We start from the raw sequence: 23,889 nt of genomic DNA, 5'->3' as shown, positions 1-23,889 counted from the left end.
CCTCAAGAGCTTTGAAGGAAATGATGGGCAAATTTTCTTTATAAATAAAAAAATTTTAAATATGTATTGACATTGAAAATAATCTATATTATACTTAATGATAATTTAAAGTTGATATAAAAACTGAGATAAGGAATAGTAAACATGTCATGTATTTTAGAGAGAGCGGGAGAAGGTGGAAGGACCGTAAATAATGCGTGTTGAACTCACCTTTGAGTTGCAGGCTGAAATAACAGTAGGCTGTGCCGACAAATGCCGTTAATGGATTGAGTACAAAATTGGGTGGTACCGCGAACAGATTTCTCGCCCCATAGAGAAATCTGTTTTTTTTATATTAACTTATATAGATATTGACAAGCTGTGAAGGGAAGCAGTAGGTATAATTTCTATTTCAAAGAGAGCAGGTTTTTTGGTGAAAGCCTGTAAGTAGAGTTTGCTGAACTCGTCCTGGAGCTGGAAGCTGAAATTACAAGTAGGCTTTACCGGTTAAAAACCGTTATTTAATTGAGTATAAAATTGGGTGGTACCGCGAACAGACTTCTCGCCCCAAGGAGGAGCCTGTTTTTTTATTCCCTAATTTTAAATTAGAGAATATTGGGAATATTATAAAAATTATAGAAAATTTCAATTGGCCAGTTGAGATAATTCCAAGAAAATTATGAAAATAAAGTAGAGGAGAAATTATTATGAAAAATAATAAAATATATATTTTTGATACTACATTGAGAGATGGAGAACAGACACCCAGGGTAAGCTTGAATATGAATGACAAACTCAATATTGCAAGGCAGCTTGAAAAGCTGAATGTAGATGTTATAGAAGCTGGATTTCCAGCAGCTTCCAATGGAGATTTTGAGGCGGTTGAAGCTGTGGCAAGGGAAATTAGATCGCCATATATAGTAGCTCTTGCCAGAGCTTTGAAAGGTGATATAGAATCCGCTTGGAATGCAATCAAGGATGCTGAAAAACCGAGGATTCACGTTTTTATTGCCACTTCAGATCTTCACATGAAATATAAATTGAAAATGAAGCCGGAAGAGGTTTTGAAGAGGACGGTGGATATGGTCAAATATGCGAAAAGCTTGTGTCCAAGTGTAGAATTTTCACCGGAGGATGCCACGAGGACGAGGCCGGAGTTTCTGTATCAGGTCCTGGAAGCTGCAATAGATGCCGGTGCCGATATAGTGAATATACCTGATACCGTCGGATATTCCATGCCCCAGCAGTTCGGCACATTCATAGGGAAAATTAAAGATAATGTGTCCAATATAGACAGGGCGGTTATAAGTGTCCATTGCCATGACGATCTTGGCATGGCGGTGGCAAACTCGCTGGCAGCTGTGGAAAACGGCGCCAGGCAAGTGGAATGCGCTATGAACGGACTTGGTGAAAGAGCGGGGAATGCGGCCCTTGAAGAAGTGGTAATGGCAATTAAGACCAGGTCTGATATTTTTAGTTGCAGCACGGAAATTGTAACCGAGGAACTGACGAGAACCAGCAAGCTTGTAAGTCATATAACAGGAATGCAAGTTCAGAACAATAAAGCAGTAGTGGGTGCCAATGCCTTTGCACATGAATCCGGCATACACCAGCACGGGGTTTTAAACTGCAGGGAAACTTATGAAATTATGACTCCTGAATCCGTGGGGTTAAAAAAGAGTTTTATAGTACTTGGGAAACATTCCGGAAGACATGCTTTTGTCAAACGCCTTGAGGAACTTGGATATAAAAATTTGAATCAGGACAAGATAAATCAAATCTTTGAGGAATTTAAAGATCTTGCAGACAAGAAAAAAACTGTCTCTGATGAGGATATAGAAAGTCTTGCAAAAAATGAAATATTTAAAGTACCCGAAGTGTTCAAATTGAAATATTACCAGGTGTCTACGGGAAATACCACAGTGTCTACGTCTACTGTGAGATTGGAACGTGAAGGTAAAAGTGTAAGTGAAGCTTCCTGCGGCGACGGGCCTGTGGATGCCACTTTTAAAGCTATTGAAAAGGCTTCTGGAATTGAAGTGAAATTAAATGATTATTTTATAAAATCAGTGGGATACGGCAAGGATGCGCTGGGTGAAGCTACTGTAAAGGTGGAGAGGGACAATAAGATTTTTTCAGCCAAGGGATTGAGTACCGATATAGTAGAGGCCAGTGCAAGAGCCTTTATAAATGCAATGAACAAGATGTACCATGAAATTTCTTTGAAAAAGGCAGTTTCCTATTAAAACTTTAAAGGAGGTATATGTATGGGTATGACGATGACGCAGAAAATACTGGCCTGCCATGCGGGGGAGGATTCCGTAAAAGCCGGGCAATTGATAAAGGCCAAATTGGATCTTGTACTTGGAAATGACATAACTACGCCGGTAGCTATAAATGAATTTAATAAAATTGGAGTTGGCAGAGTTTTTGACAGAGGCAAGATAGCTATTGTCCCGGATCATTTTACTCCCAACAAGGATATAAAGTCAGCACAGCAGTGCAAATGTGTAAGAAAGTTTGCACGGAATATGAAAATTGAAAATTATTTTGAAATAGGACAGATGGGAATTGAACATGCTCTTATTCCCGAAAAGGGTCTGGCGGTTTGTGGAGACGCAATAATAGGGGCGGATTCACACACCTGCACCTACGGAGCACTTGGTGCTTTTGCCACAGGTGTTGGGAGCACGGACATGGCCGCGGGAATGGCCAAAGGAGAGGCATGGTTCAAAGTTCCCGGTGCCATAAGATTTGTGCTTTACGGGAAGCTCCCTGAATGGGTGAGTGGAAAAGATGTCATTTTACACATCATAGGGATGATAGGTGTAGACGGAGCTCTTTACAAGTCCATGGAATTTACAGGCAGGGGTGTAGGCGAACTCTCCATGGACGATCGCTTTACCATCTCCAACATGGCAATAGAAGCAGGAGCCAAAAACGGCATTTTCCCCGTGGATGACAGGACCATAGATTACGTCGGGAAACATTCAAAGAGAAAGTACAGTATATATGAAGCGGACAGGGATGCTGAATATGAAAAATCAGTGGATATAGATTTAAGCAATATCCGCCCTACAGTGGCATTCCCGCATAGCCCTGAAAATACCAGGACTATTGACGAGGTGGGAAACATAAAAATAGATCAGGTAGTTATAGGATCCTGTACCAATGGGAGAATAAGCGACTTGAGATCTGCAGCCAGTGTTTTAAAGGGAAGGAAAGTGAATAAAAATGTAAGGGCAATCATATTTCCTGCAACACAGAGAATATATCTCCAGGCACTGCGGGAGGGAATTATAGAAACTTTCATAGAATCAGGGGCTGTGGTGAGCACTCCTACCTGCGGGCCTTGCCTCGGGGGACACATGGGGATACTTGCAGAAGGGGAGAGAGCCGTTTCAACTACAAATAGAAATTTTGTGGGAAGAATGGGACATGTTAAAAGCGAGGTATACCTTGCAAGCCCCGCTGTGGCTGCGGCTTCAGCTGTAACTGGCAGAATTTCCTCACCGGAGGAGGTGGTAAAATGATAGGTGGAAAAGTGATTAAATATGGAGATAATGTGGATACAGATGTCATAATACCTGCCAGATATTTAAATACAAGCGATGAAAAGGAACTTGCCTCTCACTGTATGGAAGATCTGGATAAGGGATTTTCCTCGAAAGTCAAAAACGGTTCTGTACTGGTGGCAGGCAGGAATTTCGGATGTGGATCTTCCAGGGAGCATGCACCTATAGCTATAAAAGCGTCAGGTATTTCCTGTGTAATAGCAGAGACCTTTGCCAGAATATTTTTCAGGAATTCCATAAATATAGGCCTTCCCATAATTGAATGCAGGAAGGCGGCCCGTGAAATAGAAGAAGGTGACGAAGTATCGGTGGATTTGACCTCTGGAATCATAAAAAATATTACAGGGGGAAAAACATACAGGGCAGTTCCTTTTCCGGATTTTATGCAGGAAATCATAGAATCCCGGGGACTTATAAATTATTTGAGAAAAGAGGGGGCGGACAAGTGAAGATAGCTGTTATACCAGGGGATGGAATAGGTAGTGAAATAACAAAACAGGGAAAAAAAGTGCTGAGGACTGTTGCTCATAAATATAAATTTGATCTTGAATATGAAGATGTGCTTCTTGGGGGGAGCGCACTTGATGAAAAGGGGACGCCGCTTCCCGAAGAAACTATAAGGATATGCCAAAACAGCGAAGCTGTACTTTTAGGTGCAGTAGGGGGACCCAAATGGGATCATTTTCCCGGTAATTTGAGACCGGAGGCTGGACTTTTAGGTATAAGAAAAGCTCTTGGCGTATTTGCAAACTTGAGGCCTGCCATATTGTTTCCTGAACTTAAATCCGCTTCAAATTTAAAAGATGAAGTTCTTGGAAAAGGGCTTGACATAATGATAGTCAGGGAATTGTTGGGCGGAGCTTATTTTGGAGAAAAGAATACGGTAAATATAAAAGGGGGGCAAAAAGCGTGGGATACTATAAGTTATTCCAGCTTTGAGATAGATAGAATAACGAGAAAATCTTTTGAAATTGCGAGAAAGAGAAATAAAAAACTCACTTTGGTGGATAAATCCAATGTGCTTGAAAGTTCAAAACTCTGGAGGAAAATCGTCGGTAAAATTTCAAGGGAATACAGTGATGTTGAAGTCAGCTGTATGTATGTTGACAATGCCGCAATGCAGCTTATAAGAGATCCCGCCCAGTTTGACGTGATCCTGACCGAGAACATGTTTGGCGACATTTTAAGCGATGAGGCTTCAATGCTGACAGGATCTCTCGGAATGCTGCCTTCAGCCAGTGTAAGGGGTGATTCTTTTGGACTTTATGAACCGGTACATGGTTCCGCACCGGATATTGCCGGCTGTAATAAAGCAAATCCCATTGGTACGATCATGAGTGCTGCAATGATGCTTAAATATAGTTTCAACAGGGCGGATATTGCAGAAAATATAAAAAATGCAGTATCTGAAGTCCTAAGTGGGGGCTACAGAACTCCGGATATTGCTGTAAAAAATTCAAAAATCGTTGGGACAGAAGAGATGGGAGACTTGATATGTAAAAAAATATAGCTGAAATTGAAAATCAGGAAATTTTTCTAATATTTTCAAAACTGCTATAACCTAAGTTTTTCTTGTTTACTATTAGATCCATAACCATCATTGCTGTTGAAACGGCATAGACTATATCCCTGAAATAGGATTTATTTTCCATACTGTATTTTTCATGCATGTGGTATATGATGTCAGGTATGCTTTTTTCGGAGACATTCTGTGTATCCATGGTAATCTTAGATCTTTTGAATATAAAAATATTTATGGATGCAAAATGAAGACGCACTTCATACATGAAATGTTCAAAAAGGCTTTTGTCTCTGTATTCTTTTGTATGGTATAGACAAAAATAATCACAGATCAAATGACACACGATACCTAGAGTAAGGGAGTATGTTTTTATTGACATTTTGGTGTTGATAAGCTGGCTGCAGTAATCACACACTACGTCCATGCTTTCGTCCATGCAATGGTGGTAATTGGATTTACCACTTGTAAAATCCGGTTTTATATTGCCGTATAGAAAATTAAATTTATTCAATTTAGTGTCCAATTTTTTTGAGCAGTACTTGAATAGTACACGGGACATCAATAAATGTGTATTTGTTATCATTTTAAAATCACCCTATTTGATTTTGTTATTTTTAACTCATCTATATTATAATATATACGCTTATAAAGTTAAAACAAGGTTAAAATGGGGTTAATCTTAGTGCGGTTTAAAAATTTTATCGATATATTTGCATAATCTCATCTATATATATATAATAATTTTGAAGTTTAAACTTTAAATCTTATACCTTCTCCGGTGTTTCAGAAGGCTTTTTTAAATTCTGTTGAAATTGCTGTCGGCAAATGGGAAGGAATTTGCTGGCTATTATTGGAATATTATATGGGAATACGGATAGAAGATAATTATTTTGGAGGAAACTGTATAGATGAAAAATATGGATGAGAAAAATGAAGTTTATGATGTAACTTCCCTGACCTCTTTGGAAAAACTGGAACCGGTTCGTGTTAGACCGGGTATGTATATAGGTTCCACGGGGAGCAGGGGTCTTCATCACTGTATATGGGAAATATTGGATAATTCTATAGATGAAATTTCCAATGGGTTTGGAGACAGGGCCTGTGTGACATTAAACGAAGATGGAAGTGTGTCTGTAGAGGATAATGGCCGGGGGATACCTACCGGCATTCACCCTGTAAAAAAAATAAACGGAGTGGAAATGGTGTTTACGGAGCTGCATACCGGAGGGAAGTTCAACAATAAGGTTTACAAGACCTCGGGGGGACTTCATGGTGTAGGTGCAGCTGTGGTTAATGCACTGTCCAGATGGATGGAAGTGGAAGTGAAAAGGGATGGACATATATATGCACAGAGATTTGAATATGCCTATGACAGGCATTTCAAAAAAAATATGCCGGGCACCCCTGTGACTGATCTCAAGATAGTGGGCGACACTGGTGAGACAGGTACCAAAGTCACATTCATGCCTGATGAAAGGGTGTTTTCCACGGTGGAGTTCAAGCCGGACGTTATAGAAGAGAGACTTAGAGAACTGGCTTTTCAAAATAAGGGTATAACTTTAAAACTTGTGTGCGGGCTCCGGGGAAATGAAATGCAGAGAGAATATCATTCTGAAAGGGGTCTTCTGGATTTTATAGAATATTTGAACGAGAGCAAGACACCCCTTCATAAGAAACCAATATTTTTTGCGGGAAAAAGACATGTAGGTGATTTGACAATGGAAGGAGAAGTGTGCATCCAGTTTACCGACTCGACTAACTACCATATAGCAAGCTATGTCAACAATATTCCCACAACTGAATCGGGAACCCATGAAAGCGGTTTTAAGGCAGGTATGACCAGGGCTTTTAAAGAAGGGGCGAGAAAACTGAATTTACTTAAGGAAAAGGACAGGGAATTTGACGGGGATGATCTTCGGGAAGGAATGACTGCCATAATTAAAATAAAGATAAACAATCCCATATTTGAGGGCCAGACCAAAACCAAACTGGGAAATACGGAAGCCTATACCATGATGAATGACATTTCCTATACAAAACTTTCTGAATGGATAGAAGATAACAGGGATGTGGCTTCGAATATAATAAACAATGCCCTCGATACTGCTTTGAGAAGGGAAAAAATAAGAAAAATAAATGATGCCGAAAAGAAGAAAGTGGGTAAGGGAACAGCACCTCTTGCAGGAAAAATTGCGGTGTGTACTTTAAAAGATCCGTCCGAATGTGAATTTATAGTGGTAGAAGGAGATTCGGCAGGAGGTTCTGCAAAGCAGGCCAGAGACAGACGATTCCAAACCATAATGCCATCTAAAGGCAAGATAATGAATACCGAAAAACAAAAGCTGGAAAACGTACTTGGAAGTGAGGAACTGAAGATATTCAACACGGCTATAGGTACTGGCATACTTAAAAACTACAGGGAGGAGGATTTGAAGTACAACAAGATCATAATACTCAGCGATGCAGATGTGGACGGATATCATATAAGGGCGTTGTGGATGACTTACATATACAGATATATGAGGCAGCTTATATCAAATGGACATCTGTATATAGCACTTCCGCCGCTTTACAAGGTCTATAGAAGTGTTAGGGGAAAAGATGTGACAAAATACGCTTACAGCGATGAACAGCTTTTGGGGGCCAAAAAGGAAATTGGATCCGGGGCACTTGTTCAAAGGTACAAGGGTTTGGGAGAGATGAATCCGGACCAGCTGTGGCAGACTACTTTAAATCCCGAAAGCAGGACACTTCAGCAGATAACCATAGAAGATGCCGTAAAAGCCGAAAAGATGATATCGCTGCTTATGGGCGACGTAGTGGCACCGAGGAAAAAATATATGTACAAATATGCGCAGTTTTAGGCAATTTACAGTGGACAATGGACAATTGACAATTGTGGTTGATTTTTCGTAGAAAAATCTTCATTAATTGTAAATTGTCAATTGTAAAAAGGAGGTTTTTTACGTGGCAACTAAAACAGTAATTCCACAAGATCACAATATAATAAAAATTCCAATAGAAGAAGCTATGCCGGATAATTATCTTCCCTATGCGGTTGAGGTGGCAAAAGACAGGGCGCTTCCAGACGTCAGGGATGGTCTAAAGCCTGTACATAGGAGAATAATATACGGGAGTTACAAATTGAAGGCATTTCCCGACAGACCTTATTACAAATCTGCCAGAATAGTGGGTGACATACTTGGAAAATATCATCCTCACGGTGATACTTCCGTATATGATGCCATGGTTATACTGGCCCAGGGTTTTACTACCAGGATGCCCCTCATAGACGGACATGGAAATTGGGGGAGCCAGGATGGAGACAGCGCTGCAGCTATGCGTTATACGGAGGCAAGGCTTACTCCTATCGCCATGGAGATGATGAGGGATATAGACAAAGATGTGGTAAACATGGTAGACAATTATTCGGGTTCCGAAAAAGAACCTGAAGTTCTTCCGGCAAGATATCCCAATCTGCTGGTAAATGGAGCTTTTGGAATAGCCGTAGGCCTTGCCACTAATATTCCACCACACAACTTGAGAGAAGTGATTGAGGCTGCAGCGGCCTATATAGATAACCCTCACATAACTACTGAAGAGCTTATGGACTATGTAAAAGGTCCTGATCTGCCTACCGGCGGAATAATAATAGGTAAGAAGTCCCTCCTTTCCGCCTATGAAACAGGTGAAGGAAGAGTGACATTGAGGGCCAGGACATCTATAGAAAAGCTGAAAAACGGTAAATTGGCCATAGTTATAACCCAATTTCCATACAGGAGGAGCAAAGCAAAGTTACTCCAGACTATTTCCGAGATGACTGCGGACAAGAGACATGCAAAGGTGTTCGAACCTATATCCGATATAAGGGATGAGTCCGACAGGAGAGGTATAAGGGCAGTAATAGAGTTTAAAAAATCGGCGGATGTTCCACTTGTAAGGAAGATTTTAAAATATCTTTTCAAAAAAACGGATCTGCAGTGTAACCTGTCCTTTAATATGGTGGCTTTGGCTAATGGAAAGCCCCAGACTATGGGACTTAAGACTATATTGGGCTACTATGTGGATTATCAGAAGGAAATTGTAAGGAGAAGAACGGAGAAAGAGCTGGATGCGGCAAAATCGAGGTTTCATATTGTAGAGGGATTTATAAAAGCCATAGGTATAATGGATGAGATCATAAAAACCATAAGGGCTTCCAAATCCAAGAAAAATGCCGCCTCCAATCTCATGAATAAATTTCAATTTACGGCCCCACAGGCGGAAGCTATACTGGAACTCATGCTGTATAGGCTTACAGGACTTGAAATAGCATCTTTTGAAAAAGAATACAATAAACTTTTAAAGGCCATAAAGAGGCTTACAAAAATATTGGGCAGTGAAAGGGAAATACTTAAAATAATAAAGAGGGAACTGAAGAAAATAAGCGAAAAGTACGGTGATAAAAGGAAAACCGCCATTATAGCAGAGGATAGCAAGGCCAAAATAGATGAAGAAGAGATTATGCTGGATGAAAACATAGTTGTGACGATGTCCAATGAAGCTTTTATAAAGAGAATTTCTGAAAAAAGCTACAGCAGATCCAGTGGAAAAATTGAAGATATAAAATACAGGGAGGGCGATTTTAACAGGTATCTTATAAATGCCAATACAAAAGATACATTTATGTTCTTTACAGACAAGGGCAATGTCTATAACTTGAAGGGAAGCGGCATTCCCGAATTTAAATGGAAGGAAAAGGGTCAGCGGCTTGACAGTATAATAAAAAACCTCGATTTATCTGAAGAGAACATAACTGCGGTCTATAATATTGGAAACTTGAATTCAAAACAGGATTTTGTATTTTTCACCACCGGTGGGGGAATAAAAAGGACCAAATTGGAATCCTTCATTACAAATTATGTCAGAATTATGGCCCTTAAATTGAAAAAGGGAGAGAAACTTTTACGGATGAAACTCTTGGACAGAAATTCTCATATAGGACTTATAGAGATATCTACGAAAATAGGACTTCATTTTAAGTTGAAAGTGCCTGAAATGGCACCTGGAGATAGAAATATAGTCACTACAAGCCTCTTTACGCTGCCGGAGGGGGATGCGGTATTGGATGTGAAGTCCTGCGGCAAATATAAATATGGGGAATTTTATATAAACATGAATAAATCGGGAATGATCAAAGTTTCAAATACCGGAAGGTCAAGCAAAAATGTACTTACCAATTCAAAATCTGCTGTGCTCATGTTTACTGCAGATGGAAGAGTGTTTTCAATACCTGCATATATGCTCCAGGATATGGGAAATGAGGGAATACATATTACAAAACTTATGGGGAAGATAGATGTGAAAGATGTGCTTGCATTGATTTCCATAGAAAATTTTGACTCGGGGTACATGTACTTTTTTACCGGCGGCGGAATAGTTAAAAAAACCCCTGCTGCTGAATTTAAAGATATAAATTTATGGGATAGGGCATATAAATTTAAAAACAGGGAAGATTTCCTGATAGATGTAAAGTACAGCAGGGCTAAAAATCCTCAGGTGCTTCTGGTAAATAACAGTGGTATGGCAATAAAATTCAGGGGGGACTCCATAAGTGCCATGGGAAGGCTGGCTTCAGGGGTAATAGGAATGAGCCTTAGAGATGATCAGAAAGTTGTATATTCTTTTTTGGCGGACAGTGAAGACAAGATGAATCATGTTTTTATTTTAAATTCAATTAATGGAAATAGTGCAAAGGTGAAATTAAAAGATATGGCTCTTCAGAACAGGGCCGGCAAGGGTAAAAGCGTTATTTCAATGGATTTGGACGACAGAGTGGAAAGTATACGTTAAAGGATGGATTTTAATAAGATTTGCAATAATTTATAATTGTGTTGTAATATTGTGATTATTATATTATAATGTGTATATGAAAATCAATAAAGGGCAGAGAAGGGAGAGCCGCTTAAAAAAAAGTCAATATGCTTGACTTCTTTTAAGCAGGCTTTTTTTCAGGATAAATATCTGGTTTTTAATCTGTAATCGGTTTATCATGTTTTTGTTTTACAATTGTGATGTTAATTTAAATTAACATAATTATTAAGTTAGGGGGAATAATAACATGTCACACGTATTAGCAGAATTTGTTGGAACTGCATTGATGGTCTATTTAGGAGATAGTATATGCGCCAACTGTACCCTTGATAAAACTAAAGGGCACAATGCAGGATGGATAGTTATAGCAGCAGGATGGGGTTTTGCAGTAGGGCTTCCTGCGTACTTGTTCTCAAATTTCAGTAATCAGTTTAATCCGGCACTTACCATAGGGCTGGCCGTTGCCGGCAAGTTTCCGTGGGCACAGGTTCCAGGCTATATTGTAGCCCAGATGCTTGGAGGAATAGTCGGAGGTGTTTTCGTATGGCTTACATATTTACCACATTGGGCAGTCACGGAAGATAAAGCTGCAAAATTGGGTATATTCTGTACAGCACCGGCTATAAGAAATTATCCTGCAAACTTTTTGACAGAGTTTTTGGCTACAGCTACTTTGGTGTTTTCTATAGCTGCAATGGGGGGCGTTAAAGTCGCCGATGGAATGGGTTCCATCGTTGTTGTAAGCGCACTCATCTTTGTCCTGGGCTGTGCTCTTGGCGGTCCCACTGGATATGCAATGAATCCTGCCAGGGATTTATCACCGAGAATTGCACACGCCATACTTCCAATAGCAGGTAAAGGCGGTTCGGACTGGTCGTATTCCTGGGTTCCTGTGTTTGGACCAGTGGCAGGGGGAATAGCCGGGGCATTGCTATTTGTGTTAGTATTTTAGTGATAGTTGTTCAGATTAATTAAAAAGGAAGTTTTTGTCAATGCCTAAATTTGAAAAAGAACTCATAGAGAACCCTATTATAGCAGCTGTTAGAAATGAAGAAGATTTGGATTTTGCTGTTTTGAGCAGGGCGGCTATAGTATTTGTTCTCTATGGAGACATATTGAACATTCCAGATATATGTTCTAAAATCAGGGAAAAGAATAAAATGACTTTTATTCACGTTGATTTAATAGACGGATTGAAAGGTGATTTTGCAGGAGTAAAATATATAAAGCACTGTGCAAAACCAACAGGGATAATAAGCACCAAATCCTCCACTATCAGATACGGAAATCAGCTGAATCTGCTTACTATACAGAGAATATTCATGCTGGATTCGCTTTCCCTTAAAACGGGAATAAAGAGCATACGTGAAAACAACCCTGATGCGCTGGAAGTTTTACCTGGTATAGCAAGCAAGATAATAGGAGTCCTCAAAAGAGAGACAAAAATTCCCATCATAGCAGGTGGGCTTATAAAAGAGAAAAGGGATATAATGGAATCTCTATCTGCAGGGGCCATAGCTATATCTTCTACTACTCGAAAATTGTGGAATTTATAAATGGGAACCGCAGGGACTGCGGGGGTAGCCTGGTAAACGAGAGAAACAGCTGCTTGTAGTGCATGCACTGTAAGTTAAGTATTTTCTCTGTTCCCGGGAAGCTCTGACTTTACGTAAAACTAAGTCGGAGCGGTCCACTAAAATTAAAAAGGAGGATGTAAGATGGCAGAATACATTATGGCGCTTGATCAGGGAACGACCAGCTCCAGATGCATATTATTTAATAAACAGGGCCTGCCCGTGAGTATGGCTCAAAAAGAATTCAAACAGATTTTTCCGGAAAATGGGTGGGTAGAACATGATCCCACGGAAATATGGGCAACCCAGTTTGGAGTGGCAACAGAAGCTCTTTTGAGGGGAAATATAAGTGCTGAAGATATCAAGGCAATAGGTATAACCAACCAGAGAGAGACCACCATAGTATGGGATAAGAGGACAGGACTTCCCATTTACAATGCCATAGTATGGCAGTGCAGGAGGACTGCCGCCATATGTGACAAGATAAGGGCAAAAGGTTTAGACAAGATGATAAAGGAAAAGACCGGACTCATTCTGGACGCATATTTTTCAGCCACAAAGATAAAATGGATTTTGGACAACGTACCTGGTGCGAGAAAAGAAGCCGAAAGGGGCAACCTGGCTTTTGGAAATGTTGATACCTGGCTTATATGGAACTTGACCAAAGGCAGGGTCCATGTAACTGATTACACGAATGCATCCAGGACCATGCTATTCAATATACATGAGCTAAAATGGGACAAAGATCTCCTGGATATGCTCGATATACCTGAATCGATGCTTCCTGAAGTGAAACCTTCCAGCTGCGTCTATGGAGAGACTGACAAGAGCCTGTTCGGGGTAAGCATTCCCATAGCGGGAGATGCAGGAGATCAACAGGCGGCTTTATTTGGACAGACCTGCTTCCAGCCCGGCACTGCAAAAAATACCTATGGTACCGGATGTTTTCTCCTTATGAATACTGGAGAAAAAGCAGTGGAATCTAAAAATGGACTTCTTACGACTATAGCAATTGGAATAGATGGCAAAGTGGACTATGCCCTTGAAGGAAGCATATTCGTAGGCGGGGCGGCTATACAGTGGATAAGAGACGAACTTAGAATGATAAAGACTTCCCCGGAATCTGAAAAATACTGTGTTGCCGTAGAGGACACCGGTGGAGTTTATCTGGTGCCGGCATTTGTGGGCCTCGGTGCGCCTTACTGGGATGCCTATGCCAGGGGGACAATGGTCGGAATTACCAGGGCGACTAAAAAGGAACATTTCATAAGAGCCACTGTTGAATCCCTTGCATATCAAACTTATGACGTGCTTAAGGCCATGGAAGAGGATTCGGGAATTGACCTTAAAGTTTTAAAAGTAGATGGTGGAGCTTGTGCCAATAATTTTCTGATGCAGTTTCAATCGGATATACTGAATGTTCAGGTTGACAGGCCTCAGGTCATAGAAACCACTGCCCTGGGGGCGGCTTATCTTGCAGGTATTGCGGTGGGTTACTGGAGCAGCAGGGAGGAAGTTTCCAAAAACTGGGCTGTATCTAGAACTTTCAAACCGAATATGGAAGATAAAAAAAGGAAAAAGCTTCTGGACGGATGGCATGAAGCTGTAAAAAGATCCATGGGGTGGGCAAAGGAATCAAGTGATTCCTAGGACCAATTTCAATCCTGAGATGATATTACTGTCGTCTTGGGATTTTTTTTATAATCGTACAGTTATGGTATAATTTATTAGAGGTGATTTATTATGAAAAAAGCTGTAGTTTTACTTGCAAGGGGTTTTGAGGAAGTGGAAGCCCTTACTTGTGTGGATGTATTGAGAAGGGGCGGAGTACACTGTGTAACCTGTTCCATAAGCTCGGATCGTGATGTAGCCAGCTGCCACGAAGTACATGTGAGAGCTGATAATTTGTTGAAAGACATGCACACGGACAAATATGATGTAATTATAATACCCGGGGGTATGCCCGGTGCGGAAAATCTCAAGGATGACGGTGAAGTTGTAAATCTGGTAAGGAAATTCTATAGTAATAATAAAATAGTGGCGGCAATATGTGCTGGACCAATAGTGCTTGGAAAAGCCGGGATAATTGAAGGCAAAAAGGTGACCTGCTATCCCGGATTCGAGAAAGATCTCGGATCTATTGACTTCAGTCGTGAAATTGTAGTTCAGGACGGTAATATAATAACCAGCAGGGGTCCTGCTACAGCTGTTTACTTTGCCTTTAGAATACTGCAGAATCTTGCAGATGGGAACACGGTGGAAAATTTGAAAAAGGATATGCTGTTGAATTTGATTTAGCTTCAGGGTTTACCTGTAGGAAGAGAGGGCAAAAAGTGAGAGAATATGTGCTTGAAAATGGAGTGAAGCTCTTATACAAATACAGATCGGGAGTACTTACTTCACTGTGTGTGGGATTTAATGCCGGAGCTCTGGAGGAAATCGGGCAGTTTGATTTTGGAACGGCCCACGCCCTGGAGCATGTCATATCCAAGGGGACCAGACATAGGAACGAGAAGCAGATAAACGATGAACTTGACAGTGTATTCGGATTTGAAAATGCCATGACAAATTATCCGTACACCATATATTACGGAACCTGTTTTTCGGAGGATTTTGAAAGGGCGCTGGAACTTTACAGCGATGTGCTCCTGAACCCGGTTTTCCCTGAAGAAGGGTTTGGGGAGGAAATGGATGTAATACTTCAGGAGCGCAAGGATTGGGAAGATGACTTATACAGAAGATGTGAAGATGTCCTCTTTGAGAATTCGTTTGAAAAGAGAAGAATAAGGGAGCTCATAGTGGGAAATGAAAAGAGCATAAAGAACATTGATCTGGAAGAAATAAAAAGATTTTACAGCACATTTTATTTCCCTGGAAACTGTACTATGTGTTTTTGTTCTTCTCTGGATTTTAAAAGTATAATTTCCATTGTGTGCAGGTATTTCGAAAAGTGGAAGGGCATGCCTTTGTCTTGCAGTGCAAAATTGCCTCTGTATGAAAAGAACAAGGCAGGGGTATTTGTGGAAAAAGTGCCCGGGGATGCTGGTGCCAAAATCCAGTATATATTTGACATTCATGATTTAGATGAAAGGGAATTCAAGGCACTTTGTCTTTTTAATGCTGTTTTTGGTCAGGGAAACGGAAGCCTTCTGTTCAGCAGGCTCAGAACCGATGAGGGCATTGCCTATGACCTGGGAAGCACTATAAGAGACGAAAGAGGTGTAAAACTTTTTTCTATAAGAATGAGTACTTTGCCCGAACATATAGATAGTGCACTTGACATTATAGATGGTGCCGTAGAAAAATCAAAAAGATTGAAGGGATATTTCAGCGGCGATAGAATAAAGAGGATTGGAAGAAGTCTAAAATTGAAAAGGGAAATCAAGAGGGAAAAGTCCGTTGAATACTGCAAGGAAATCGTGGAATGGGAACTTATGTACAGGAGGTTTCACGACTGCTGTAATTCCTGCAGTGAAGTTCGGTGGGATGAAATTGATGATGCGGATATAGTCAGAGCTGTGAATAAGGCCCTGCGAAATCCCTCTGTACAGATATTGAGCTCAATTGACGATTGACGATTTATAATTGTCAACTGTAAATTGTCAATTGTAAATTGCTATAAGGCTGGTGTTGTTTTTGAATGCAAAGTGGATGCTGAGAAGATGCGGTAAAAATATAAAAGCTATTTCCAGAAGGACGGGAATAAGTGAAACTATGGCACAAATTCTTGCCAATAGGGGAATAACCGGTGCAGATGATATAGAAAACTTTATAAATCCGTCTCTGAACAAACTGATTGATCCTGCTATTATGAAGGACATGAAAAAAGGTACTGAAATAATATACAGGGCTATAGAAAAAAATAAAAGCATAGCTGTATACGGCGACTATGACGTGGATGGAGTTGTAAGCACCTATATATTGTACAGTGGACTTTTGAGGTGCGGTGCAAGAGTAAAATACCACATACCCGACAGGGTTAAAGAAGGATACGGAATGAATATCCACAGTGTGGAGCAGCTGAAAAGTGAAGGAATTGAAGTTATAATAACCTGTGACAACGGTATTTCCGCCCTGGATCAGATCAAAAGGGCAAAAGAACTTGGAATGACCGTGGTAGTTACGGATCATCACGACATACCATTTGATTACTCGGATGAGGGCATCAGGAAATTTCTCATACCATCGGCAGATGCTGTCATTGATCCAAAACAGAAAGGCTGTCCTTATCCTTTTAAACAGCTCTGTGGTGCGGGAGTGGCCTTTAAATTTATCCAGATGCTCTACAGGAGATTTGGGATGAGAGAGGAAGAAGCCTTTGGATTTATAGAATATGCGGCCATAGGTACCATATGCGATGTGGTGGATTTACTTGGAGAGAATAGGAGCATAGCTAAAAACGGTCTCAGGATGTTGAATAATACCAAAAATATAGGCATGAGGGCATTGATATATGAAACTTCCCTGAACGGAAAAATTATAAATTCCTACCATGTAGGTTTTATTATAGGGCCCTGCATAAATGCTACAGGAAGACTTGACAGCGCGTCTGTGGCCCTTGAGCTTCTGCTGTGCAGAAATTCTGCCAGGGCACGGGAACTTGCCCGAAAACTTCATGAGCTGAACCTTAAGAGACAGCAGATGACCAATGAAGGGCTGGATAAGGCAATTGAAAAAGTGGAAAATTCTGATTTGAAAAAAGACAAGGTACTTGTGGTCCGGGAAGATGATATACACGAAAGTATAGCAGGTATAGTTGCAGGGAGGCTCAAGGAAAGGTACAATGTGCCTTCTATAGTTATAACCAAAAGTGCGGACCAGTCTAAAGGCTCGGGAAGATCCATAGAAGGATACAATATGTTTGAGGAACTTTTAAAATGTAAAAAATTGATGAACAATTTTGGAGGACATCCACTGGCGGCAGGGCTGTCTATAGATACTGAAAATATAGATAATCTGAGGAAAAAACTTAATGAAAACTGCAAACTTACAGATGATGATATTGTACCTAGAATTAGAATAGACAAAAGGCTTCCCCTGGAAGATATATCTTTTGGTATGCTTAGGGACATGGGAAAATTGCAACCTTTTGGAAAGGGAAATCCGGCACCTATTTTTGGTGAAAAAAATATAGAGGTATTCAGAGTATATTTTTTAGGAAAAGATAAAAATGTGCTGAAATTATTTTGCCGACTAAAAAGCAGCCTGAAAAAAATCGACGCGTTGGATTTTAACGGAGGTAAAAAATTCAGGGAATTGATTCTCAGGACATATGGAGACAGGAAGGGAAACGAAATTTTAAACAATAATTTCCACAGCATAAGAATGGATTTTATATTTTCACCATCTATAAATGAATTTAACGGAAATAAAAGCATTCAGATCATAGTGAAGGATTTTAGATTGACTTCTTGAATACTGGCATTATGAATATTATATTTTGTAAGGGGAGGAAGTACGCTTTGAAAAAGATAATTCTGACGGGCGGAGGTTCTGCAGGACATGTTACGCCTAATCTGGCACTTGTGCCCAAGTTAAGGGAACTGGGATATGAAATACAGTATATAGGAACTGAAAATGGAATCGAGAGAAAGATAGTTGGGGATGAGAAAATAAAATACCATGTCATTTCAAGCGGGAAACTGAGAAGGTATTTTGATATAAAAAATTTTACAGATCCTTTCAGGGTACTGAAGGGAATATTTCAGGCCGCAATTGTAATGAAGAGGGAAAAACCCAATATAGTATTTTCAAAGGGAGGGTTTGTTTCAGTGCCGGTTGTTATTGCTGCACATCTGAACAAGGTGCCCGTTATAATCCATGAATCGGACATTACACCTGGACTTGCAAACAGAATATCCATGCCCTATTGTACAAAAGTCTGTGTTACATTTCCGGAATCCCTGAAAAATATAAAGGGACACGATGCAGTCCTTACGGGAACTCCCATAAGGCAGGAGCTTTTAGATGGAAGCAGGATAATTGGCAGGAGATTGTGCGGTTTTACAAACGACAGGCCAATTCTTCTTATAATAGGCGGAAGTCTCGGCTCCAGGTTTATAAATAATATGGTTAGGAATTCCTTGAATGAACTCCTTAGAACATTTAACATAGTTCATATATGCGGGAAGGGGAATACAGACAAATCACTGAACGTGAGAAAGGGTTATATTCAATTTGAATACATAAGCAAAGAGCTTCCTCATATAATGAATGCGGCGGATATAGTTGTATCTAGGGCAGGTGCAAATGTCATATTCGAACTGCTTGCACTTAAAAAGCCCAATTTGCTTGTTCCGCTGTCCAAGGCATCCAGCAGGGGGGATCAGATTTTAAATGCGGCTTCCTTTGAAAAGAGCGGATACAGCATGGTGCTGCAGGAGGAGGGAATGACCCGGGAAATATTTTTGGACAGGATACAGAAACTTTATGATTCCAGAAATAAGTACATAAATAACATGAAAGCGAGTCCGGCCCGACATGGAGTGGATAAAATCGTAAATCTGATAGAAAAGTACAGTATATGATCAGTTGACTTTGTGAAAAAAGTATTTATATTTTTGATTTCTGGCAGGAAAAACGGATCATGGTGTAGAAATATAAATAATATAGACTGCTGTGGTGTACTTGCTTGATAATAAAAAAGGGGAGGTAATTATATGAAAAATATTGCTGTAATATATTGGAGCGACGGTGGAAATGTGGAAGTATTGGCAAATAGCATCATAAAAGGTGCGGAAGGTGAAGGTGCAAAAGTTGCGGCAAAGCATGTGCAGGACGCAAAAGTCGGGGATGTAACTTCCGCTGACGCCGTGGCCTTTGGAAGTCCGTCCCTTGACAATAACAAAATAGAACAGGATTATATGGCTCCTTTTATTAAGGAATTCAAACTTATTCCCCTGCAGGGAAAGAAAGTTGTACTTTTCGGCTCCTACGGCTGGGATGAAGGAAAATTTTTGAAAGACTGGAAGAAGACTGTAGAGGATTATGGATTCAAGGTTGTCGGAGAGTTGGCAGTTAAAGAAGCCCCTACCGACGATGAACTGAAAAAGGCTGAAGAACTGGGCAAACTGCTTGCAAAATAGTCCGGAAACCCGCCAGATGGGATAGGTGGACGGGCAACCCCCGGGGGTCATGAACAATTTGTAAACAATTGATGAATAATTTGTAAATTAAGATAGATTGTCTATTTGTTAACGAAAGGATGATCTTTTTTCATGCCCGGTGATTTATCAGGATTCGGGCACTGCCGCCGTGCACCTGGGTAGTAAAGCAGTGCCCGACCTTTCATATTGCCGCCCGAAAATTATTGTATACAGGCTGTATTTTAAAAAAATTATATCTGTAGTACAGCTAAATCAGTCGAATGATGGATAATCGTATACAAAAATTTTTTAAAAATTGTTTTTTGTATTTAAAATTTTGTCGTTTTGCTGTATAGTAAAACTGTAGGGTTAAATAAAAAATAAAAATAAAACTGGATTTTGTACTTTTTAATTAAAATTTTCACTTGCAGTGCAATTGCTGTACTAATTGTGATATAATTACTGTATTAGTTTAAATAAAATTAAAAAGCACAAATATTATTCAAAATTTACAATAGTTAAAAAGGAGAGGAATTTTTATGAGTAGAATGAAGACTATGGATGGAAATACAGCAGCAGCTTATATTTCCTATGCATTTACTGATGTAGCAGCTATCTATCCAATAACTCCTTCATCTCCAATGGCAGAACATGTGGATGAATGGGTAGCCCAGGGCAAGAAAAACTTATTCGGGCAGCAAGTGAGAGTTATGGAAATGCAGTCAGAAGCAGGAGCATCTGGAGCAGTTCACGGTTCGCTTCAGGCAGGAGCTTTAACTACAACTTATACTGCATCACAAGGTTTACTTCTTATGATACCTAATATGTATAAGATTGCAGGAGAATTGCTTCCAGGAGTATTCCAGGTAACAGCCAGGGCAGTTGCAGCTAATTCACTTAACATATTTGGCGACCACCAGGATGTTATGGCCTGCAGACAGACAGGTTTTGCACTACTTGCGGAGAGTTCGGTACAGCAAGTTATGGATCTTGCCGGAGTAGCACATTTATCTGCAATAAAAGGAAGAGTTCCATTTTTAAACTTCTTTGATGGTTTTAGAACTTCCCATGAAATTCAGAAAATTGAAATGCTGGAATATGAAGATCTGGCAAAATTGGTTGACTGGGATGCATTGAATGCATTTAGAAGAAGAGCTTTGAATCCGGATCACCCTGTAACTCGTGGTACAGCTCAAAACCCTGATATATACTTCCAGGAGAGAGAAGCACCTAACAAATATTATGATGCTCTACCTGACATAGTTGAAGGTTATATGGGAAAAATAAGCCAACTTACAGGAAGAGAATATCACCTGTTTAACTATTACGGAGCAAAAGATGCAGATAGAATTATAATAGCTATGGGTTCCGTCTGTGAAGCAGTAGAGGAAGTTGTGGACTATCTGACTGCAAAGGGTGAAAAAGTAGGAGTACTTACAGTTCATCTGTACAGGCCATTCTCAATAAAACATTTCTTTAAATATATACCAAAGACTGTTAAGAAAATTGCAGTTTTAGATAGAACAAAGGAACCAGGATCAATTGGAGAACCTCTTTATCTGGATGTTAAGAATGCATTCTATGGCAAAGAAGGACAACCTGTTATAGTTGGAGGAAGATACGGATTAGGTTCCAAAGATACACTGCCATCACATATTCTTCCGGTATTTGAAAACCTTAAATTAGATAATCCAAAGAACGGATTTACTATAGGAATAGTGGATGATGTTACAAATACATCCTTGAATGTAGGAGAAGATATAGAGACAACTCCAAAGGGAACTACAGCTTGTAAGTTCTGGGGACTTGGATCCGATGGTACTGTAGGAGCAAACAAGAGTGCAATAAAGATCATAGGAGACCACACAGACATGTATGCACAGGGATATTTCGCATATGACTCCAAGAAATCCGGAGGTATAACGGTTTCCCACTTGAGATTTGGTAAATCACCGATAAAATCACCTTATCTTATAGATAAAGCTGATTTCATTGCTGTTCACAACCAGTCCTACGTTCATAAATACAATGTACTTGAGGGACTTAAAAAAGGCGGCAGATTCCTGTTAAATACAATTTGGACTCCAGAAGAACTTGAAAAGGAATTGCCTGCTTCGGTAAAGAGATATATAGCAAATAATGATATCGAATTTTATACATTAAACGCTGTGAAAATTGCCAATGATATAGGACTTGGCAGAAGAATAAACATGATATGTCAGTCCGCTTTCTTCAAGATTACCAACATCATACCTATAGAGGATGCTGTTAAATACCTGAAAGAAGCAGTTGTTACATCTTACGGCAGAAAAGGACAAAAAATTGTTGACATGAACAATGCAGCTATAGATCAGGGTGTTAAATCTGTAGTCAAGGTAGACGTACCTGCTTCATGGAAGAATGCTTCAGAAGAAGCTGCCGCTACAAGAGAAGTTCCTGAATTTATCAAGAAGATAGCAGATCCTATGAACAGACAGGATGGAGACAAACTTCCGGTAAGCACTTTCGTAGGAATGGAAGATGGTACATTCCCTGCAGGAACTGCAGCTTATGAAAAGAGAGGAATAGCTACATTTGTTCCGGAATGGCAGGTAGATAAATGCATAGAATGCAACCAGTGCTCATTTGTATGTCCTCATGCAGCTATAAGACCTATACTTACTACTGAGGAAGAAGCTTCCAAAGCACCTAAGGGATTTGATCACAAGGATGCCAACGGAGCAAAGGGACTTAAATTTACCATAGCTGTTTCACCGCTTGACTGTCAGGGATGTGGAAACTGTGCAGACATATGTCCTGCAAAAGACAAAGCTCTTGTTATGAAGCCAATTGAAACTCAGTTGTATAAATCAAAAGCTTGGGATTACGCTATGTCCGTATCACCTAAGAAAAACCCTATGAACAAATTCAATGTAAGAGGAAGCCAGTTTGAACAGCCGCTGCTTGAGTTCTCAGGAGCCTGTGCAGGATGTGGAGAAACTCCTTACGTTAAACTTGCAACTCAGTTGTTCGGAGATACAATGATGATATCCAATGCAACAGGATGCTCATCAATCTGGGGAGCTTCTGCACCAACAACTCCATACACTACTAATTATAGAGGACATGGTCCATCTTGGGCTAACTCACTGTTTGAAGACAATGCTGAATATGGACTTGGTATGGTCTTAGGAGTAAAACAGATAAGAGAAAGACTTAAGCTGAACATGCAGAAAGCCATAGAGGGCAACATAAGCGGAGAGCTTAAAGCTGCTTTGAAAGACTGGATTGAAAATATGTATGAAGGTGAAGGCACAAGAGAAAGAGCTGACAAGATAACAGCCTTACTTGAAAAAGAAAAAGGAAACGACCCCGTACTCAACAAAATCTATGATAACAGAGATTTCTTAATCAAGAGATCTCACTGGGTAGTTGGTGGAGACGGCTGGGCTTATGATATAGGATACGGCGGTTTAGACCACGTACTTGCATCGGGAGAAGATATAAATGTACTTGTACTTGATACAGAAGTTTATTCAAATACAGGTGGACAATCATCAAAATCTACCCCTGCAGCTGCTGTAGCTAAATTTGCGGCAAGTGGTAAAAAGACAAAGAAGAAAGATCTTGGAAGAATGGCTATGACTTACGGATATGTATATGTAGCTCAGATTGCCATAGGTTCAGACAAAGCTCAGGCAGTTAAAGCAATGAAAGAGGCAGAAGCTTATAAAGGACCATCTCTCATAATAGCTTATGCTCCATGTATCAACCACGGACTGAGAGCCGGAATGGGCAAGAGCCAGAGAGAAATCAAGAAAGCCGTTGATTGTGGATACTGGTCACTTTACAGATACAATCCTCAGTTGAAGGAAGAGGGCAAGAAAGCATTCAGCCTTGATTCCAAAGAGCCAACTGGAGATTTCAAAGACTTCTTGATGGGCGAAGTTAGATACTCTTCACTTGTTAAACAGTCTCCTGAAAAAGCAGAAGCTCTGTTTGCAAAGACTAAGAAAGATGCATTCGAGAGAATTGAAGGATACAAAAAGCTTGCAAATGAACAATAATAGTATTTGAAAATATCGGGCAGGAAATGCCCGATATTTTTTTTACTTTTAACTAAAAAAGGCTTTTATTATACTGCAATTAAGGGTAGAATTAAAATATAACGATAAAAAAGGAGGTGAATATCCCCGGTAGGATTATAACTACAAATTATAGCTTTTAATATACATGCCGGAAGATTTTACAGAAATTCCGCTGCGGTGTGAGCCCAGAACGAGGTTATAATGTTGATAGGATATCCACCTTTAAGGTTAACC

16 protein-coding genes and 2 other annotated features are annotated in these 23,889 nt (G+C 40.0%); of the genes, 15 read left to right on the top strand and 1 reads right to left on the bottom strand.

Annotated elements, in window-relative coordinates; translation table 11 throughout:
* Positions 1-116: 116 nt before the first annotated feature.
* Positions 117-314: a binding site (T-box leader), on the top strand.
* A 37-nt stretch (positions 315-351) separates the two neighbouring features.
* Positions 352-552: a binding site (T-box leader), on the top strand.
* Between the two features lie 134 nt (positions 553-686).
* The 4 genes from AB8S09_RS05440 to leuB are packed head-to-tail and all read left to right on the top strand — an operon-like array spanning position 687 to position 5,064.
* Positions 687-2,225: a 2-isopropylmalate synthase gene (locus tag AB8S09_RS05440; RefSeq protein ID WP_294181915.1), complete on the top strand. Its 1,539-nt coding sequence runs from the start codon at positions 687-689 to the stop codon at positions 2,223-2,225.
* A 21-nt stretch (positions 2,226-2,246) separates the two neighbouring features.
* The gene (leuC, locus tag AB8S09_RS05435; protein WP_294181917.1) at positions 2,247-3,512 is read left to right on the top strand and encodes a 3-isopropylmalate dehydratase large subunit; all 1,266 of its coding nucleotides are present in this window, start codon (positions 2,247-2,249) and stop codon (positions 3,510-3,512) included.
* Positions 3,509-4,003, top strand: coding sequence for a 3-isopropylmalate dehydratase small subunit (gene leuD / locus AB8S09_RS05430; protein WP_294181919.1), 495 nt, complete (start codon positions 3,509-3,511; stop codon positions 4,001-4,003). The genes leuC and leuD overlap by 4 nt, the downstream gene beginning before the upstream one ends.
* The gene (gene leuB / locus AB8S09_RS05425) at positions 4,000-5,064 is read left to right on the top strand and encodes a 3-isopropylmalate dehydrogenase (protein ID WP_294181920.1); all 1,065 of its coding nucleotides are present in this window, start codon (positions 4,000-4,002) and stop codon (positions 5,062-5,064) included. Before leuD ends, leuB begins: the two co-directional genes overlap by 4 nt.
* A gap of 13 nt (positions 5,065-5,077) precedes the next feature.
* Here the strand turns inward: leuB and AB8S09_RS05420 are convergent, their stop codons facing one another.
* On the bottom strand, positions 5,078-5,659 hold the full coding sequence (locus tag AB8S09_RS05420; RefSeq protein ID WP_294181922.1) for a zinc dependent phospholipase C family protein: 582 nt from the start codon (positions 5,657-5,659) through the stop codon (positions 5,078-5,080).
* A gap of 334 nt (positions 5,660-5,993) precedes the next feature.
* On the opposite strand from AB8S09_RS05420, the gene AB8S09_RS05415 reads away from it, so the two are divergent.
* From AB8S09_RS05415 to nifJ, 11 genes are all read left to right on the top strand, one after another.
* Positions 5,994-7,940 carry a DNA gyrase/topoisomerase IV subunit B gene (locus AB8S09_RS05415; RefSeq protein ID WP_294182024.1) on the top strand — a complete coding sequence of 649 codons (1,947 nt, stop codon included), beginning with the start codon at positions 5,994-5,996 and terminating at the stop codon, positions 7,938-7,940.
* Between the two features lie 103 nt (positions 7,941-8,043).
* A complete protein-coding gene (locus AB8S09_RS05410) occupies positions 8,044-10,908 on the top strand; it encodes a DNA topoisomerase IV subunit A (protein ID WP_369868625.1) in 2,865 nt (954 codons plus the stop codon).
* A gap of 268 nt (positions 10,909-11,176) precedes the next feature.
* Entirely contained in the window at positions 11,177-11,881 is a 705-nt protein-coding gene (locus AB8S09_RS05405) for an MIP/aquaporin family protein (RefSeq protein WP_294181927.1), read from the top strand.
* A 40-nt stretch (positions 11,882-11,921) separates the two neighbouring features.
* A complete protein-coding gene (locus tag AB8S09_RS05400) occupies positions 11,922-12,485 on the top strand; it encodes a glycerol-3-phosphate responsive antiterminator (RefSeq protein ID WP_294181929.1) in 564 nt (187 codons plus the stop codon).
* A gap of 162 nt (positions 12,486-12,647) precedes the next feature.
* Positions 12,648-14,153 (top strand): glycerol kinase GlpK, encoded by a 1,506-nt coding sequence (gene glpK / locus AB8S09_RS05395; RefSeq protein WP_294181931.1) that lies wholly within the window; start codon positions 12,648-12,650, stop codon positions 14,151-14,153.
* A 93-nt stretch (positions 14,154-14,246) separates the two neighbouring features.
* Complete coding sequence (locus AB8S09_RS05390; RefSeq protein WP_294181933.1) at positions 14,247-14,801, top strand: DJ-1 family glyoxalase III; 555 nt, start codon at positions 14,247-14,249, stop codon at positions 14,799-14,801.
* A gap of 35 nt (positions 14,802-14,836) precedes the next feature.
* Positions 14,837-16,078, top strand: coding sequence for a M16 family metallopeptidase (locus tag AB8S09_RS05385; protein WP_294181935.1), 1,242 nt, complete (start codon positions 14,837-14,839; stop codon positions 16,076-16,078).
* Between the two features lie 61 nt (positions 16,079-16,139).
* Positions 16,140-17,918: a single-stranded-DNA-specific exonuclease RecJ gene (gene recJ / locus AB8S09_RS05380; protein WP_294181937.1), complete on the top strand. Its 1,779-nt coding sequence runs from the start codon at positions 16,140-16,142 to the stop codon at positions 17,916-17,918.
* An 11-nt stretch (positions 17,919-17,929) separates the two neighbouring features.
* On the top strand, positions 17,930-19,030 hold the full coding sequence (gene murG / locus AB8S09_RS05375) for an undecaprenyldiphospho-muramoylpentapeptide beta-N-acetylglucosaminyltransferase (RefSeq protein WP_369868624.1): 1,101 nt from the start codon (positions 17,930-17,932) through the stop codon (positions 19,028-19,030).
* Positions 19,031-19,162: 132 nt separating this feature from the next.
* Positions 19,163-19,588 carry a flavodoxin gene (locus tag AB8S09_RS05370; RefSeq protein WP_294181942.1) on the top strand — a complete coding sequence of 142 codons (426 nt, stop codon included), beginning with the start codon at positions 19,163-19,165 and terminating at the stop codon, positions 19,586-19,588.
* 539 nt (positions 19,589-20,127) lie between these two features.
* A complete protein-coding gene (gene nifJ / locus AB8S09_RS05365; RefSeq protein ID WP_294181944.1) occupies positions 20,128-23,634 on the top strand; it encodes a pyruvate:ferredoxin (flavodoxin) oxidoreductase in 3,507 nt (1,168 codons plus the stop codon).
* Positions 23,635-23,889: the final 255 nt, after the last annotated feature.

It is taken from the genome of Clostridium lapidicellarium (assembly GCF_041224415.1).
In the GTDB taxonomy this organism is placed as follows: Bacteria; Bacillota; Clostridia; order Clostridiales; family Clostridiaceae; genus Clostridium_B; species Clostridium_B lapidicellarium.
The sequence above is the reverse complement of the archived record's forward strand: the minus strand, read 5'-3'. Positions and strand labels throughout refer to the sequence as shown.